General features: G+C 68.7%; 6 protein-coding genes. 3 read left to right on the forward strand and 3 right to left on the reverse strand.

Features of this window, described 5'->3' with window-relative positions; genetic code table 11:
* Window positions 1-79 precede the first annotated feature (79 nt).
* The gene (locus ACU4E7_RS09805) at window positions 80-1,213 is read left to right on the forward strand and encodes a cupin domain-containing protein (RefSeq protein WP_238119181.1); all 1,134 of its coding nucleotides are present in this window, start codon (window positions 80-82) and stop codon (window positions 1,211-1,213) included.
* Window positions 1,214-1,261: 48 nt separating this feature from the next.
* Here the strand turns inward: ACU4E7_RS09805 and ACU4E7_RS09810 are convergent, their stop codons facing one another.
* On the reverse strand, window positions 1,262-2,764 hold the full coding sequence (locus tag ACU4E7_RS09810; RefSeq protein WP_447021395.1) for a hypothetical protein: 1,503 nt from the start codon (window positions 2,762-2,764) through the stop codon (window positions 1,262-1,264).
* A 103-nt stretch (window positions 2,765-2,867) separates the two neighbouring features.
* Window positions 2,868-5,582 (reverse strand): hypothetical protein, encoded by a 2,715-nt coding sequence (locus tag ACU4E7_RS09815; protein ID WP_447021396.1) that lies wholly within the window; start codon window positions 5,580-5,582, stop codon window positions 2,868-2,870.
* Between the two features lie 1,225 nt (window positions 5,583-6,807).
* Between ACU4E7_RS09815 and ACU4E7_RS09820 the strand changes: the two genes are divergently transcribed.
* Entirely contained in the window at window positions 6,808-7,932 is a 1,125-nt protein-coding gene (locus ACU4E7_RS09820; RefSeq protein ID WP_447021397.1) for a helix-turn-helix transcriptional regulator, read from the forward strand.
* Window positions 7,933-8,059: 127 nt separating this feature from the next.
* The gene (locus ACU4E7_RS09825) at window positions 8,060-9,181 is read left to right on the forward strand and encodes a helix-turn-helix transcriptional regulator (RefSeq protein ID WP_447021398.1); all 1,122 of its coding nucleotides are present in this window, start codon (window positions 8,060-8,062) and stop codon (window positions 9,179-9,181) included.
* A 25-nt stretch (window positions 9,182-9,206) separates the two neighbouring features.
* Here ACU4E7_RS09825 and ACU4E7_RS09830 read toward each other — a convergent pair whose 3' ends face one another.
* The gene (locus tag ACU4E7_RS09830) at window positions 9,207-16,466 is read right to left on the reverse strand and encodes a hypothetical protein (protein WP_447021399.1); all 7,260 of its coding nucleotides are present in this window, start codon (window positions 16,464-16,466) and stop codon (window positions 9,207-9,209) included.
* Window positions 16,467-16,528: the final 62 nt, after the last annotated feature.

The raw sequence follows: 16,528 nt of genomic DNA on the forward strand, positions 1-16,528 counted from the left end.
ACAGGCCCGCGGGTGACATCGTCGGGCCTGTCCGCACTTGGGACAGGCCTTCTTCCATCTTACCAGACAGGAGTTTTCGATGACCGATCCGGTTGAGCCGATCGTGGGCACCAAGGGCGCGACCATCGTCGGCCCCCGCAATCCGGCTGTGGAAGCGCTGAACCCGGACATTCTCATTCCGCCCGCCACCGACAACGGAGGCATTCCCAACCTCAAGTTTCCGTTCGCCATGGCGCACAATCGCCTGGAAGACGGCGGCTGGGCCCGTGAGGTGACCATTCGCGAGCTTGGCGCGCTGAAGGAGCTCGCCATGGTCAATATGCGCCTGGGGCCGGGCGTGGTGCGCGAGCTGCATTGGCACAAGGAGGCGGAGTGGGCCTATGTGGTGCAGGGGCGCGTGCGCTTCTACCTGGTGGACGATCAGCGCCAGGTGCTGGTGGAAGACCTCGGCCCCGGCGATCTGTGGCTCGCCCCGGCGGGCTTCCCCCATGCCATCCAGGGCCTGGAGGAAGGGACCGAGTTCGTCCTCGTGTTCAACGACGGCAATTTCTCGGAGAACCAGACACTGCTCGTGACCGAGCTGTTCGCGCACACCCCGCGCGACGTGCTGGCGAAGAATTTCGGTGTGCCGCAGAGCGCGTTCGACGGTATTCCCGCGGCGGAGAAGTACATCTTCCGCATGCCGGTGCCGGGGCCGCTCGAAGAGGTGCGCCAGCAGCTCGGTGCGGTGTCGATGACCGGAAAATACGTGTTTCGCGGAGCCGAGGTGCCCACCAATGCCTTCGCCGGTGGCGGCACCAAGATCATCGATTCGCGCAAGTTCCCCGTCACCAACATGGCGGCCCTGGTGATCGATCTGGAACCGGGTGCCATGCGCGAGATCCACTGGCATCCCGACGCGGACGAGATTCAGTATTACCTCGGCGGAAAGGCCCGGATGACGGTATTTGACGCCGTCAATAACGCCCGAACATTCGACTTCTCCTCCGGAGATGTGGGCTATGTGCCGAAGACCCTGGCTCATTATATCGAGAACACCAGCGACGAGCCCATCCGTGTGCTGAACGTGTTCAGCAAGGGAGAGTATAAGGACATCTCTCTCAACCAGTGGCTGGCTCTGACGCCGGCTGATCTGGTGAAGGGGCATCTCGACGTGGGGGCGCCGCTCCTGTCGGCGCTGCGTCAGGGCTACAGTCCCGTCGTGAAGGGCTGAGGTGCTCGCACCCGCCGGGGCGATGGTCCCGGCGGGTGTTGCGTCGGTTCAGCGGCGGGAGAGCCGGCCCGCGAGGGAGAGCGGGCGCAGATATCTGGCAAGCCCGCTGCGGCCGCTGGCGGTGTGATCGTCCTTCGGTGTCGGTGCCAACGGCACCAACGCCAGGTTCTGGATGCGGTAGGTCTGCAGGCGCGGAGGCACCATCAGGCGAAGCGGCGCCGACAGGTCCGGCGCCGTCACCAGGCACCGCAGATGATTGCGGCCGGCGCTCAGCGCGGCATCCTGGTTGAGGTCTTTGCCGCCGCTCCGGTAGGAGAGCGTGAGGGGTGGTGGCGCGGCCTTCGCGCCGGCTTCCACCTCGATCTCAAGAAGGACGAGCCAGCTGCTGGCCCATTTCCATGGAACCTGCAGGCTGATCGTCGCTTTGGCGCTCTTGGCGTGGTCCACCACGATCACATGATCGTCGCACCGGACAAATGCCGGTGGGGCGGGATCGCGGGTGAGATCGGCCAAAGTGAGATGGCTGTCGGCGACGGCCACGAGATTGCGATAAAGCGTGTCGGCATGAGCCTGCTGCTGGGCGAGGTGGGTTTCCGCTCGCGCAAGGTCGGCCTGCGCCCTGGTCAGTTCGCGGTGGTTCTGTTTCACCATCGCCTCCTGCTGCCGGCACAGGTCATTGGCCATGCGGCTCAGGATCTCCACGGTCCGCTCCCGAGCCTGGACCTTGGCGATGGCCTCCAGCGTCCGCGTTTCCATGCCTTCGAGCACGGCGCGTTGCGTCTGCAGCTGGGCGTCGAGGACGCGGGTCGCGCCTTCCGGCAGTGCGGCGGCCACCTGCGGCGGCTGTACGTCGAGGCTGTCCTGGGAGAGGCGATAGCCGCAGGCCTCAAGGGTCGGTCCGGCGATCAGCGCGATGAGGTCGCGCTCGGCGGTCGAGGGGCGGAGCGGATCGTCGGGTGTCTGCAGGCTTTGTGGTGGCAGCGTGAGGGCCGTGGCGTCGGCCGTCGACAGTGTTGCTCCGGTGCTGGCGCTGGCAACGATGCGAGCGGTCCAGGCCTCCGGGGCGAAGCAGAATTGCTCCAGCTGGAGCACCGGCCATCCACTGTCGAGTACCTGGCGGACATGGCGCGCCCACAGGCTCGTGACCACCGCCGCGAAGCCCATGGCATCGGGGGCCCAATCGGCGGCCGGCGCCTCGAACAGCGTGCGGGAAATCGCGGTGATCAGCGCCATGCGCGCGGCTGACGCCTTGTCCGGATCAGCTGGAAGCGAGGCGCTGAGGTCCGCCACCACGTGGAAGGGATTGCGGATCAAGGCCAGCCCCGGCGCCACGGGGGCGGGCATCCAGCCATGGGTGACGACGCGCGCGGCGCCGGTGGGCGAAGGGTCGGGACTTGAGGCGAGAAGCGGCCGTGGGGGGCGCACGTCGAGCCCCGGCGCGCCCACCAGCGCGGCAAGCAGATGATCCACGCCGGAGCCGGGAAAGGCGCAGACCACGAAGGGGGCGAGGGGGGCGAGGCAAGGGGCGGCGGGCGGCAGAGGCGGGTTCATGGGCGTTGGGCTTCTTGGCCGGCGGCGTGGCGCCGGCGGAGAACGGGGCTCCCCGTTCCAGGGATGGCGGCCCACGCTGCGGCGCTCCGTGACGGACGCGGGATCATGCGGACGGCTCCATTGGGGATGGCTGACGAGCGGCGACTTCGTCCGCGCGGGGGGCGCGGCCGCTCAGCGCGGTGCCAAGCAGGTCGCGCCACACATTGCGGGCATGATCCATGGCGCCCAGGCTGCGGGCCAGCGCCTGACCCGCCTCGGCGAGGGTGGCGATCCGCGTCGGATCGGCGATGAGGGCATCCAAGGTGGCCTCCCAGGTGTCGGGATCGTTGGCGACGAGCAGACCATCCATGTCGTGATGGACGACACCATTGAACGGCGCAACGTCCGAATACACGCCCGCCGCGCCGAGGGAGGCGGCATCCAGCACCTTCACGACGGACTTGCCGCGATTGAAGGGGGTGTCGAGCATGGGGGCGATGCTGATATGCACCGGGTTGGCGGCGACGAACGCCGCATAATCATCCCAGCCCATGGGCCGGATCTGCTCCACCCGGGGGTGGCCGACGAGGGGTTCCGGCAGCTGTCGGCCGAAGACGCTCACATGGAGCGTGTCGTGGCACGCCAGCAGGCGGGCGAGCACCGGGGCGAGGAATTCGATGTCCTCCCGGTGGCAATCCGTGCCCTGATAGGACAGGCGGATGGCCTCCGGCGCAGACAGATGCGCCATGCTCGCCGGCGTGCGCATGTAGGGCGGTGGGATGAAACTCGTCTTCGCGCTGGCATAGCGCGCGGTGAGGCCCGGAGAGGTGACCAGAAGCCGGTCGCAGCGCTGCAGCAGCGGCCGCACGTCCGAAGCGAGGAGTTCCTGCATCCGTCGTCGGAATTCTTCTGACAGGCCGGGGGAGTCCGCCGCCGCCGCGATATCGTCGTCGATGAGATAGATGACAAAGGCATCGCTGGTCATGAGCCGCGCCAGGTGGGCGGGGCCCGCCTCCCGCGAGACCACCACCACGGTGCGGTTGGTCAGCGGCGGCAAGGCGGAGGGCGGTTCTTCGCCGGTGGGGATGACGAGGGGGATGCCGGCGGTGGCGAGCAGGGGCCCCAGCGGTTGCAGAACGTAGAGATCGTCGGTGGGGAAGGCGCCGGGGCGGATCAGGACCACTTGATCGACGAGGGCCGGTGCCGGCCGGCGGGCGGTCTCGGGCAGCGGCAGCAGGGTGGGGGTGGGATGCTCCGCGCGCGCCGGGGCCGGCGCATGCCGCAGGCGGCGCGCCCGCGCCCGCCATTCACCGGTGACCGCCTCATCGGCGGCCGCGCTCCAGTGCCGTTCGCCCTCGACCATATGCACCACATCGCCCAGCGGCACATCCTCGACCGCGAGGCCGCGCCGGACGACCAGTGTCCAGCCGTGCGCCGTGACGTCGATCCGCAGCGGATGGACGGTCTGGGTGCGGCCGTCCGCATGGGTGAGGTGAATGGTGCGGTTTTGCCGCCGCGCCTGCAGGTAGGTCTGGCGCGGCACCAGGGGGTGCGGCACCACGGTGCACGCCGACCACGGGCCGGACCGCGTGGGCGTTTCGCAGATCAGCAGATCGAGGGCGGTCGGAAGGAACCCCTGCCAAGTGCCGGCCTCGATGCGCTGCCACTGCGGAGGGCGGCCATTCATGAAGGGGGGCGGCGCATCCGCTGGCAGCATCAGGTGGGTGCCGGACGGTGAACTCCAGGCATGCCCCCCCGCGCCCGGCGCCGGCGTGCAGAAGCTGCACAGATGCACCTCCCGCCGACGCTCCGCCGCGACGCGCGCCCACAGGTGGACGCCGGCCGGTGCCGCCAGGGGCCATTCGGCATGGAAGTGCCCATCGTCGAGCAAGGTGACCGGGAAGACGCGCCCGGCCTGCCAGGCTTCCAGCGTGAGGGTGCCGATTTCGTCGGGGGCATCGGGCGCCGCCAGACGACCGCGCAGGTGCGCCCGTCCTTCTCCGGTCTCAAGATCCGCGGTCACCGCCACCGGCAGCACGCGCGGTGTGGTTGGCCGATAGACGGCCTCCCACGTGACCGTTGTGCCTAAGGGCTGGGTTTCGCCCCAGGCGTCTGTGCCGAAGAAGCGCAGCGCGCGGCGGCACCCCTCGCCTGCCAGGTCGATGGGGCCCTGCACCGGGCGTGCCGGGCCGGGAAAGCCGCGGCCCAGCTCCAGCGGCTGTGGCTGGCCACCGTTCACCGCCACGGTCAGCGTGCGAATGGCGCCGCCCGCGTGCAGCGCGCCGTGGGCCGCCACGTGGGGCGCTTCCATCAGTGTGCCGGTCTGAGGGGTGGCCAGCACAAGACGAGGGGTCACGCCTCTCGAGCGCGCGCTGCGGCGGCCCATGAGCATGGTGGCCAGAGGTGCGGCTTCGACCGGAAGCTGCTGGCCCTCGAAGATGAGATGGGGGAGCCCGTCGCGGCCGATGGCGAGGGCGACGCCGCGGGCGCGTTGGGCATCGTCGGCATCCCACAGGGGCAGGATCTCGTCGATTTGCGCATCGAGCGCGTCGGTGAGGGTCATCACGACGACGTTGGGGCGCAAGGCCCTCATCCATGCGCGGACGCGGGCCTGGCGGAGGGTGCGCAGAGTGGTGTGCGCGTCCCCACTGGTGGTGTCGGGAATGATGAAGCCGGGCAAGTCGACCACGATGCCCTGCGCTGGCGTGGTGGCCTCGGTGGTGGCCTTTTCACCGATATAGGTGACCTGCGCGTCCGCCATCGCGAGATCTTGCGCGAGGGTGCGGGCGCTGCGGCTGAGGTCGTCATGCCCCGCCAGGTCGAGAAATACATATCTCATGACACACGAGAATTGAGTGGCAGCGCACGCGGAGAAGTCAATATTTGTCTATGATATCAATCATCAGGTGTCAAACTGACCTTGTCTTCGGTCGGCGGCCTGCGCCCGTCGCATGCCGGGTGTCGGGCCGGGAGGGGCGGTTCACGTGGATGCGGGATAGGGCTGCACGCAAGGGTAGTTCTTTCCGTGCTAGGTTGTGTTCCCCGCAATGTGCCTCCGAGCACGCGAGTTTCTCGCGTATTGGAGCGCATTCTGTATAAATAATGGCGCCATATATATAATTTGAGAGATACCTCGGCTGGGAGTGCGATGGTATTTGGTGACTTGCAACCGCGCCGCGCGTCGTCTGGTGCGGTGTAGTTAATTGGAGATATGAATATTAAGTGTAGGTGATGTTGATGCGTATTTCTTCTTATTTATTGCGTGGTGCGTAACGCGCGGTGCAGTTCATCCCGATGTGGTGTGGATGGGCCCCGTGCAGCCTGAGGAGAACGAGCGTGTTCGACAGCGACCCGAATCGGCCGCATCAAAGCCAAGCGGCGGCGGTCTCCCCCGTATTCACCGCTTGCGGTGCGAAGGTGGCTCCCGCCTTCTGCCCGTGTCGTCCGGCGCCGCCTCTGGGGCCCGCGTCGACTGGTGCGCCTTCATGACCGGCGTCTGCGCCGGGGCGCGGTTCGGCACGGCGCACGATCGTGTTGCAGGTCGCATCGCAGGTCGCATTGCAGGTCGCGCGCGGACCATATGTGCTGTTCCCGTGCTGCGGCCTTTCGGTGCTCCCATCGTTGTCTTGTTCTCGCCGCGGGCGCCGACCCGCCGGCGCGCGGTGGCCAGCCATGCGCGGTCCGCGCCACGGGGAGAGCGTACGGGCGCGGGGGCTTTTCGCTGAGCATTTGCGGGCCGAGGCCCGCGCGAGGCCGCAACCGGCTCCGCCGCGGTGGGGGGCGGTCCGGTGGCCGTTGCGGAGGGCGGGTCGGGGCTCTGGTTCCGACCCGTACCCCGCTCCCGGGCCAATGCGCCGGCCGCCGAGGATCGATCTCCTTCCAACTGTCACAGCCGGTCTCTGGCGGGCTTTGCCCTTCCGCTCGGTCGGCATGATGGGCAGAGCGGCACGCGGCGGGATGCGTCCGGCCCGCGTCCGCACAGAACTCCAAGCGCATGGCTCGTGTCCCGCTCGCGAAGGTCGGGGAGGGGGCGAGACCGAAGGCGGGCTCGGATGGATTTGCCGTTGTTCAACGAAGTGGTGTGCGACATCTATGATGCGGCTCTGAGTCCGGACCGGTGGCCCGCCACCCTGGATCGCATGGCCACGGTGACCGGGGCCGCGGGGATGGCGCTCCATGCCCGCACCGCTTCGGGCTGGGCCTGGTCGGCGCGTTCAGCGAGGATCGCGCCGGTGCTCGATGCCTATGTGCGGGAAGGCTGGGCGGCGCGTGACCCGTGGTTGCGGCGGCTCGCCGATGGCGCCTTGCAGCCCGGCCACGTCTATCAGGATACGGATGTCGTGGCACCGGCGGAGCTTCCGCGCCACCCTTTCTATGGGAATTTCCTGCGCCGTTTCGGCATCGGAAACCTGATGGTGGCGATCATTCGGTCCGAGCTCGGAATGCCCACCTGCCTGGTGGCCTACCGGCCGCAGTCTCGCGGCGCCTTTGCGGCGGATGAGATGCATGCGCACCTGCAGCTTGCCCGGCATGTGGAACAGGCCCTGCGGATCACGACCGTGCTCGCCCACACCGAGGCCGCCCTGCACCGGACCGCGGCGGCCTTTGATGCCATCGAGCGGCCGGCCTTCATCCTTGATGAGAAGGGGCGCGTCGTGCGGCGCAACCGCGCGGCCGAGCCGATGATCGGTCGGTATTTCGACCCCCAGTCGGTGGCGCTTCAACCGGTCGCCGTGGCGGAGCGGCCCGCATTTCAGGAGATGGTGCGCCGCGCCCTTGGCAGCGTGGGTTCGTCCGACCCTGCACTGACCGATGATGCGCCTCCGCCCGTGGGGCTCTCGGCGCGCAGCGGCAGCGATCGCATCGTGGCCTGGTGTGTGCCCCTAGCAGCGGACCCGCCGGACCGGTTGGGCCTGATGCCGCCGCAGCGCTCCGTTCTTCTCCTGGTCCAGCCTCTCCAGCAGACCCGCTTGGTGGACGTGGAGCTCATCCGCGGCGTCTACGGGCTGACCACGGGTGAGGCCAAGCTGGCCACGCTGCTGGCCGGTGGGCGCAGCGTGAAGCAGGCCGCCCGTGAGCTGGGGCTGACCGAGGGCAGCACGCGCTTCGTGCTGAACCGGATCTTCAAGAAGCTCGGGGTCCACCGGCAGTCTGATCTCGTGGCGGGCATCCTGTCCCTGCGGCGTTGACCGTGGCGGCGGAGGTCGATCCCGGAGGCTTGACGCTGGGGGCCCTGGAGGCCATCCAGATGAACGGTCGCAACGCGCTGAGTGGGGCGCATCGGCCGGTGGTTCCAGCGGCGGGAAGGGGAGTGGGATGCTTCTGGCCCAGTTCAGCGACGTGGTGCACGGGATCTATGATGCGACGCTCACCCCCGAGCATTGGCCCGCGGCGCTCGACGGCATCGCAGCGCTTGCCGGGGCGCGTGGCGCGGTCGTGTGGGCCAAGACTGCGCGTGGCTGGACCACGCCGCTTTATTCCCCCAGCCTGAAAGAGGCGATGAACGCCTACGTGCAGGAAGGATGGGGTCAGCACAATCCCTGGCTGCAGGGGCGGCTGGATGCCGGCTTTCGCGTGGGGGACGTGTACCGGGACCTGGATCTTGTTTCCATCGAGGAGATGAGGAGCAATCCTTTCTACACGGATTTCCTGCGGCGCTTCGATCTTGGCCGGCAGATGGTGGCCGTCATCTATTCGCAGCTGGGCAATCCCACCTGCCTCGCGGTGCATGGGGCCATGTCCCGGGCGCCCTTCCAGGCCGAGGAGATGCAGACTCATCTCATGATCGGGCGCCACTTCGAGCAATCCTTGCGCACCACCTGTGAGTTCTCGAAGCTCCAGGCGGAGCATGCCACCATGACCGCTGCGTTCGAGGCGGTCGACCGGCCCATGTTCATTCTCGATGAACAGCGCCACCCGGTGCAGATCAATCGATCCGGGCAGGACCTGATGGACAGCTATTTCGTGCGCGACCAAGGTTGCCTCAAGCCAGTCGCACCGGAGGATGAAGCCGCGTTCTCCGGGGTGGTGGAGGGGGCGCACCGCTTTGCCGGCAACGGGGAGGCCGAGCCGCGCCCCATCACCATCTCCCATAAGGACCGCACGGCGCGGATGATGCTGTGGGGCGTGCCTCTGGTGGGGGCCTCCGCCGACAAGCTGGGCCTTGGTCCGGCACAGAAGCAGGTGCTGGTGGTGGCGCAGCCGCTGCTGCAGGAAAAGTCCGTGGATCCCACGGTCATCCGTGGCGCCTATGGCCTCACCACCGGCGAAGCGCGGCTGGCCGCGCTGCTGGCGGGCGGGCGCAGCGTGAAGCAGGCGGCAGCCGAACTCGGACTGACCGAGGGCACCACCCGCTTCGTGCTGACGCGCATCTTCCAGAAGATGGGCATCCACCGCCAGGCCGAACTGGTCTCCCGCATTCTGCAGCTCGCGCGCTGAGCGCCACCCGCCTGCTGCCGGGACCTCAGAAGTTCACCGAGAGCCTCACACTGCCCATGTTGCGGGAGCTGTGCGCGGAGAAGGCGCCTTCATACTCGGCCCTGAGGTTGATGCCGTGCTGAAGGGCGGCGAGGTCGAGGCCGGCGCCCACGCGGCCGAAGACCGTGTCCAGCGGCAGCACCACATCGAGGCCGCTGAGCCCCAGCGGCGCCCCCACTAGGGCGGTGGTGGAGGTCCAGGCATCGGTGGTGGAGAAGGTGGCGCCGAACCGCGCATAGCCCCGCAGCACGAAGTCCGGATCAAGATTGATGCGTGTGCCAAGCTCCAGGCCCGGGGTGGTGAGCCCGGTCCATTGGTCGCTGCCGTTCACCACCCGATTGAGCACGCCGGCGCCGGATTCCGTGTCACCCGACAGGCTGGTGTATAGAAGGTCGAGGTCCATGTAGGGACGGACATAGGCGTGTTCGCTTCCCACCGTGTAGGCCACCCGGGCCCGCCCGCCCAGGCCCCACACGTCGCTGGTGGACTGGGCGACGCCGCCGATGGTGCCGAGATAGATGGCGCGGCTGTTGTCGAAACTGCCATAGGAGCCGCTGAGGGCGGCGGCGAGCAGCCACGGGCCGGTTTCGTATTTCAGCGTCGCCCCAGCCCAGCCGCTGGCGCCATCAATGGAGAGATTGGCGGAGCTGATACGGCTGTCGTCATAGCCGCCGGCGAAGCCCAGGAACCAGCCGTCCGCCACCTCCTTCTGCAGGCCCATGGCGAAGCTGTAGGTGGTGCTGCCATAGCCGCCGGCGGCATCAAAGCCGCTCTGGTCGAACGTCTGGCCGGCGCCGACCGCCCACATGCAGCTGGTCTGGGTGACGATGGCGGTCTGGCCTTGGAATTGCGGGCAGCTCATCAGCCGGTCGAGATGCTGCTGGGCGAGCGCGATGCTCTCGCCGGCCGGCGCATTGACCGTGCCTTCGCCGAGTTGCCCCAGGGCACTCGCATAAGCACCAGGGGTCAGGTTCGAGAGATGGCCGAAGACCGGGCCATAGCCGGCGCCGCCACTGTTCCAGATGCCTTGCAGATAGTGCGCCACCCGCTGCTCGATGGCATTGAGGCGGCCGGAGTTGGAGAAGTCGGCGGTGGCGACCACCGAATAGGCGCCGTCGGACTTGTCGACCACATAGTCAAAGACATTGCTGGTGGAACCCTCAAGGGTGCCCACCGCAACCCCATCCACCTCCAGGAAGGTGAGCTTGCGGTTCGGCAGCAGCGAAGAGGCCTCCACTTCCACACGGCCGCTGAGCTCCGCATTGCCGCCCACCGACAGCAGATCGATGGTGCCGGCGGAGAAGTCGGCATTGGCGATGATGACGCCGGAGCTGCTTTGGGTGAACGATCCGGCCAGCCGGGTCGTTCGGTCGCTGTCCAGCGCACCCAGCACCAGCGTGCCGTCATTCACCAGATGGCCGGCCATGGTGCTGCCGGCCACCAGCGTGCCGTCGCTGGCATTGGTGAAGGTGCCGTAGGTGGCGCCCGATGTGGCAGCAAGCGCCTGGCCATTGGAGAAGGTGCTGCCGGAGGTGAGGTCCCAATTGCCCGCCACCGCGCCGTGATTGGTCACGTTGGTGATGCCCTCGCCGGTGGAGCGGATGGCGAGGTTGGAGGTGGCGCTGAGGAAGCCGGTGGACGAGATCAGGATGGAATTGGTGGTGCTGTCGGAGTCCACCCAGATGGCGGTGCCATCTTCGCCATAGCCGCCGATCACCGAGCCGTTCACGGTGATGGAAACGCCGCCGCTCGACGAGGTGCTATAGCCATTCTGGCCGACGCTCTGGGCGAAGATGCCCACCGCGTTTTCGCCGGTGGTGTAGATGAACCCGCCCGCGCCTTGGGTGACCGTCACCTTGCCGCCGCTGCCCAGGGAGCCGGTTCCGCCGGTCGAGCCGGCAATCACCGACAGCCCGTCATTGCTGGACCTCACACCGCCGCCGGCGCCCACGCTCTGGGCGAAGATGCCATGGGCGCTCGCGCCGGTGGTGGTGATGGAGCTGTTGCCGGTGTTGACGGAGACATCGCCGCCATTGCCGGAAGTCGCGAAATTGGGCCCATCCTGCGATGTCGCCATGCTCATGGTGGTGGTTCCGCCGGCGAAGCCGACGATGCCGCCGCCGCCGCCCACCGACTGGGCGAAGATGGCGTGCGCGCCATCGCCCGATGTGGCGATTGAACTGTCGTCATGCAGCGCCACGCTGACCGTGCCGCCATTGGAATAACCGGTGGCGCCACCGAGCTCGTAAACGCCGGTTCTGGTGCTGCTGCCCGCCTGGCGGAACACCAGGCCGCCACCGCCGCCGATGCTCTGCGCCAGGATGCCATAGGCATTCGCCCCGCTGGTCGCGATGGTGAGATAAGGCAGGTTCGCGGCATCGAACGTCACCGCCCCGCCATCGCCGATCACCCCCGAGCCACCCGCAGACAGGGAGACGTCGCCGCCGAATTGCAGGATGCCGGGCGTCAGGGTGAAGCCGTCGCCCGCCACGCCACCTCCGCCACCAACGGACTGGAGGAACACGGCCATGGCGGCGTCGCCGGCGGTGGTGATGCTGGAGGGCCCGCTGCCGCCGGCCGAGGCCAGGGTGACGCTGCCGCCATTGCCCATATCGGCGGAGGAATGGCCGCGGCTGGCGCCGAGGGAGAAATAGCCGCTGGAATTTGTCTGCGCCGACCCCGCCGTGCCGCCGCCGCCGCCCACGCTCTGCGCCAGGATGCCATAGGAGGCGTAACCGGCGGTGGAGATGACCGAATCCGCCAGGGTCACGGTCACCGTGCCACCGTCGCCGGCGGCGCCGCCGGTGGCGCCAAGGGCGATGTTGGCATTGAGCTTCATGATGCTGCCGAAGCCGGCCGAGCCGCCCGCCACCGCCGCGCCGCTATCGCCACCGCCGCCGCCGATGGACTGCGCCGCCACCGCGGTGGAATAATCACCCAGGGTGGCGACCGTGCTGTCGGTGAGCGCAACCTTGACCGCGCCGCCATCGCCCCCGGTGCCGCCCTCGCCACCCAGAGAGAGGGAAAAATTGACGGAGGGCAGGAAATTGCTGAGGGAGTCGCGCATGGCCTGCGACCAGCCAGCCCCATCCTGAACCTTCTTCAGGATATCGGTCATGTAGTTCGCGATGCCGCTCACGAACTTCTTGTCCGCCTTCAGGTCATCGATGACGTTGGGATCGTCGGAGGAGCCCGAGGAGCCGGCCGAGCCGCCCTTGCCGCCGCCGCCGCCCACGCTCATGGCCGAAATGCCGGTGGCGCCTTCCGCGCTGGTGGTCACGGTGGTGCCGGTGAGGGCCACGTTCACCGTGCCGCCATCACCGCCGCTGCCGCCCGTATTGCCGGTCTTGATGGTGACGGAGGAAGTGAGCTTGCCCGCCGTCCAGCCGGTGGTGGAGCCGTTGATGACCTTGCCCACCTCATCGAGGCTCGGCAAACCCACCTGGTACGAGCCGCCGCCCGAATTGCCGCCGCCGCCGCCGGTGCTTTCCGCGTAGATGCCAATGGCGCCGTCGCCATAGGTCTGGATGGAGGTGCCATCGAAGGTGGCCACGCTCACATTACCGCCGGTGCCGCCTCCGGTGCCGGTGCCGCCGAGGGTCACTCCCAGCTTGAGGGCCGTGCTGCCGCTGGTGCCGTTCTGGGTGGAGCCGGAGCCGGAGCCCGCATTGCCGCCGCCGCCGCCCACCGACTGGGCGACCAGGCCGTAGGCCGCATCTCCCAGCGTGACGATCTGCACCGGATGGCTCGCCGCATTGGCATCGGCCACGCCATTGGTGCCGCCGAGGGTGACGTTCACCGCCCCGCCATTGCCGCTGGTGCCGCCATCGGAGCCCAGATTGAGCGTGAGGTCCATGTTGTAATTGGCCTGCCCGCTGACCTTGGACAGGGTCTTGAAGCCGAAGGTGGTGGAATTGGACGACGAATCGCCGCCCGAGCCGCCGCCCCCGCCGATGGACTGCGCCACCAGCGCATGGGCGCCATTGCCGTAGGTCAGGATGCCGACCTCCTCGGCGAGGTTGAGGGTCGCCGTGCCGCCATTGCCGCCGCCGCCACCATCGCCGCCCGCGGAATAGGTGAGGGAGACGGCGAAGCCGGACAGGCCCTCGCTCCCCGGAATGGTGACATCCTGCACGAAGGCCTTCGCGGCCGACGATCCGCCCAGGCCACCACCGCCGCCGACGGACTGCACGACCACGCCGAAGGAATCCACCGCCAGCGGATCAAGCACGGTGCCATAGGCGGCATCTTCCGGATTGGTGGCATCCTGCACGCTGGCGGCGGTCACGATGGTGGTCTTGGACAGGCTCACCGACACCGCGCCGCCATTACCGCCACTGCCGCCACTGCCACCCGCCGCCACCGCTGCGCCGAAGCCGGCGCTGGCAGTGAGATCGAAGGCCGAGCCGCCCGTGCCGCCGCCGCCGCCGACGGATTGCGCCACGATGCCCACCGACTGCGATCCCAGGGTCTTGATGGCAAGGTCGGTACCGGTCAGGGTCACCGCGCCGCCGGCGCCGCCATCGCCACCCGCCCCGCCGATGGCAAGGCTCACCCCCGCCGACGTCGCGGTGACATTGCCGCCGGCGCCGCCGCCGCCGCCCACCGACTGGGCGAGGATGGCGGCCGCCAGGTCTCCTTCGGTGGAGATGGTGCCGCCCGCATTCACGGTCACGGCGCCGCCGCCGCCACCGCCGCCCCCCTGGCCGCCGATGGACGCAAGATTGTCGGCCGAGCCGCCGGCCCCGCCACCGCCGCCGATGCTCTGGGCCAGGATGCCGATGCCGTTGAAGCCCGTGGTGAGGATGGAACCCAGGTTCGTCACCTGGACGGCGCCGCCATTGGTGGCGAAGCCGGCGGAGCCGCCCAGGCCCGTATTGGCCATGTCCAGATTGCCGCCATCGCCGCCATCACCCGAAATGGACTGGGCCAGGATGCCAACGGCGGCCATGCCGCTGGTGCTGAGGGAGCCGGTGGCCGAATTGGTGGCGATCACCTCGCCCACCACGCCGGCCGACGCGCCCGTACCGGCCGAGACGAAGAAGATGCCGCCGGTCTGGCCGCCGCCACCGCCGCCGCCGGTGGCGGCCACGGCCTGGATGGCGGCGGAATCGTCGCCCAGGGTGGTGATGACGCCGTTGTTCACGGCCTCCACCGCCGTCAGCACGCCATTGACGGTGGAGCCGGCCTGGCCGCCCGTGCCGCCATCGCCGCCATGACTCGATCCGACGTTCGAGACGGTGTTGCCGTTGCCGCCAAAGCCGCTGATGCTGATGGCCACGAGGCCCCCGGAGGCATCGCCCTTGGTGGTGATGGTGGCGCCGGCATCCACCGTGGCGCTGACGAAGCCGCTATTGCCGCCATTGCCACCATTGCGCGGGCTGCCGGTCATGTTGACCTCGCCAATGCCGCCATTGCCACCGGCCCCGCCCGCGGAATAGGCGATCACGCCGGCGGACGAATAGCCATTGGTGGTGACGTTGGAACCCGCCCCGAGCTCCACCGTGACGGAACCGCCCGATCCCGCATTGCCGCCGCCGCCGGCATCGCCGGAATTGCCCGACTTGCGGTCGCCGCCATTGCCGCCATTGCCGCCGGTGGAGAGGGCGACGAGGCCCGCCGAATAATCACCATTGGTGGCCACGGACGTATTGCTCAGGTTCACGGTCACCGCGCCGGCGCTGCCGCCCGCCGAGCCATTGCCGGCGTCGGAGTTCCAGCCGTAATAGCTCGCGCCGTCGCCCCCCACCCCGCCGATGGCCGCCGCCACCACGCCCGGCGCCAGGGTGCCGGAGGCGGTGATCCTCGTCCCATTGGAGAGGCTGACCGACAGGGCCCCCGCCGAGCCACCCGCGCCGCCATCCGTCTTACTGCCGCCGTAGGGCTCGCCATCATTGTCCTTCGAATTGCCGGTGCCGCCGGCGCCGCCCGCATTGCGCGCCTCCACGCCGGCCATGGCATTGCCCGAAACGGACACCTGTGCGCCGGTGATGCTCACGCTGGTGAGGGTGTCGCCGATGCCCGCGTCGCCGCCAGTGCCGGCGGTCGCATCATTGCCATAGGTCAGGCCGCCGTCCCGGCCCTGGGAGAGGGCGGCTACCGCCGCGCCGCTCAGCGCGGTGCTGGCCAGCTTGCCCGTGTCGTCATAGGCGATGGCCCCTGCGGTGTTCTGCGCCACCACGGTCACGTCGGCATCGGCGGTGAGGGTCACAACCGCGCCATAGGCGCTGCCACCCGCACCGCCATTAAAGCCCTCCTGCGCCTTGTTTGGGCTCTCCCCGCCTTCGGACCCGGCGACCACGCCATAGAGCTGGGATTCGCCAACGCCCGGTCCGGCGCCCTGCCAGGTCCAATAGACGCTCACCGGCGCGGTGCTATAAACGCTCGCGAAACCGCCGGAGCCACCGAAACGCGCGTCGCTCGCCGTGCTTTCGCCTGCAGATCCGCCGAACGAGGACGCCTGCAAGGCGCTGATAGCGCCGCCCGCACTGCCGCCCGTGGACCCCACGACGAACGAGGTGGCGCTGCCAATATTGACCGCCGCATAATTCTCCAGCTGCACGGTGCCGCCAAAGCCGCCCGAGCCGCCGCTTGCGCCCTCGCCGCCATCCCCGCCTGTGGCGGTCGCGAGCACCAGGGCAAGGCCCCCAGGGAACTCCCCTAGGGCGGTGATGGTCTGGGAGTTGCTGACATAGACACCGCCCAGCGCGCTGCCGCCATTGCCGCCGGCATAGGCATTGTCGTCGCCGGAATACTTGCCGCCATTGCCGCCCACGGCCTGGCCCAGCAGGGAAGAGACCGGAGTGTATGACGAGGCGTCCCCGGTGATGGTGATGGCGCCGGACTCATGGGCAATCAGATTGAGATAGCCCGCCGCGCCGCCGTCCTGCGCGCGGCTGGAGCTGGAGTCCGTGCCCGCCACCCCCAGCGCGCTGGCGGAGACGCCGGCGGCCGTGTCGCCCCCGACGGCGATGTTGAAGGTGCCGTAATCATCCACCGAAAGCGCGCCCGCGCTGGTGGACACCGGTGCGGTGTAGCTCCCCGCCGAAATGGTGCAGGCGACGCCGCCGGAGGCCTGGCTGCAGTTGGGCACCGCCGTCTGTGCCAGGACCGCCCCGCTGGAAATGGCCATGAACAGGGGCGCGAGGGAGAGCGCGCCGAGGGGCAGATCCCAAGTGATGGAACGCCGCACGGGGGCGCGCGATGCCCGTGCGAAAGGGGGCCGGCCGGCATCAGGATTCAGCACGGGAGATCTCCAGGGAAAACAGCAGCGGGCGCAGGTGTGGGGCGCGGGCATGCTTCCGCAGG

This window comes from Xanthobacter sp. ZOL 2024 (assembly GCF_052932325.1).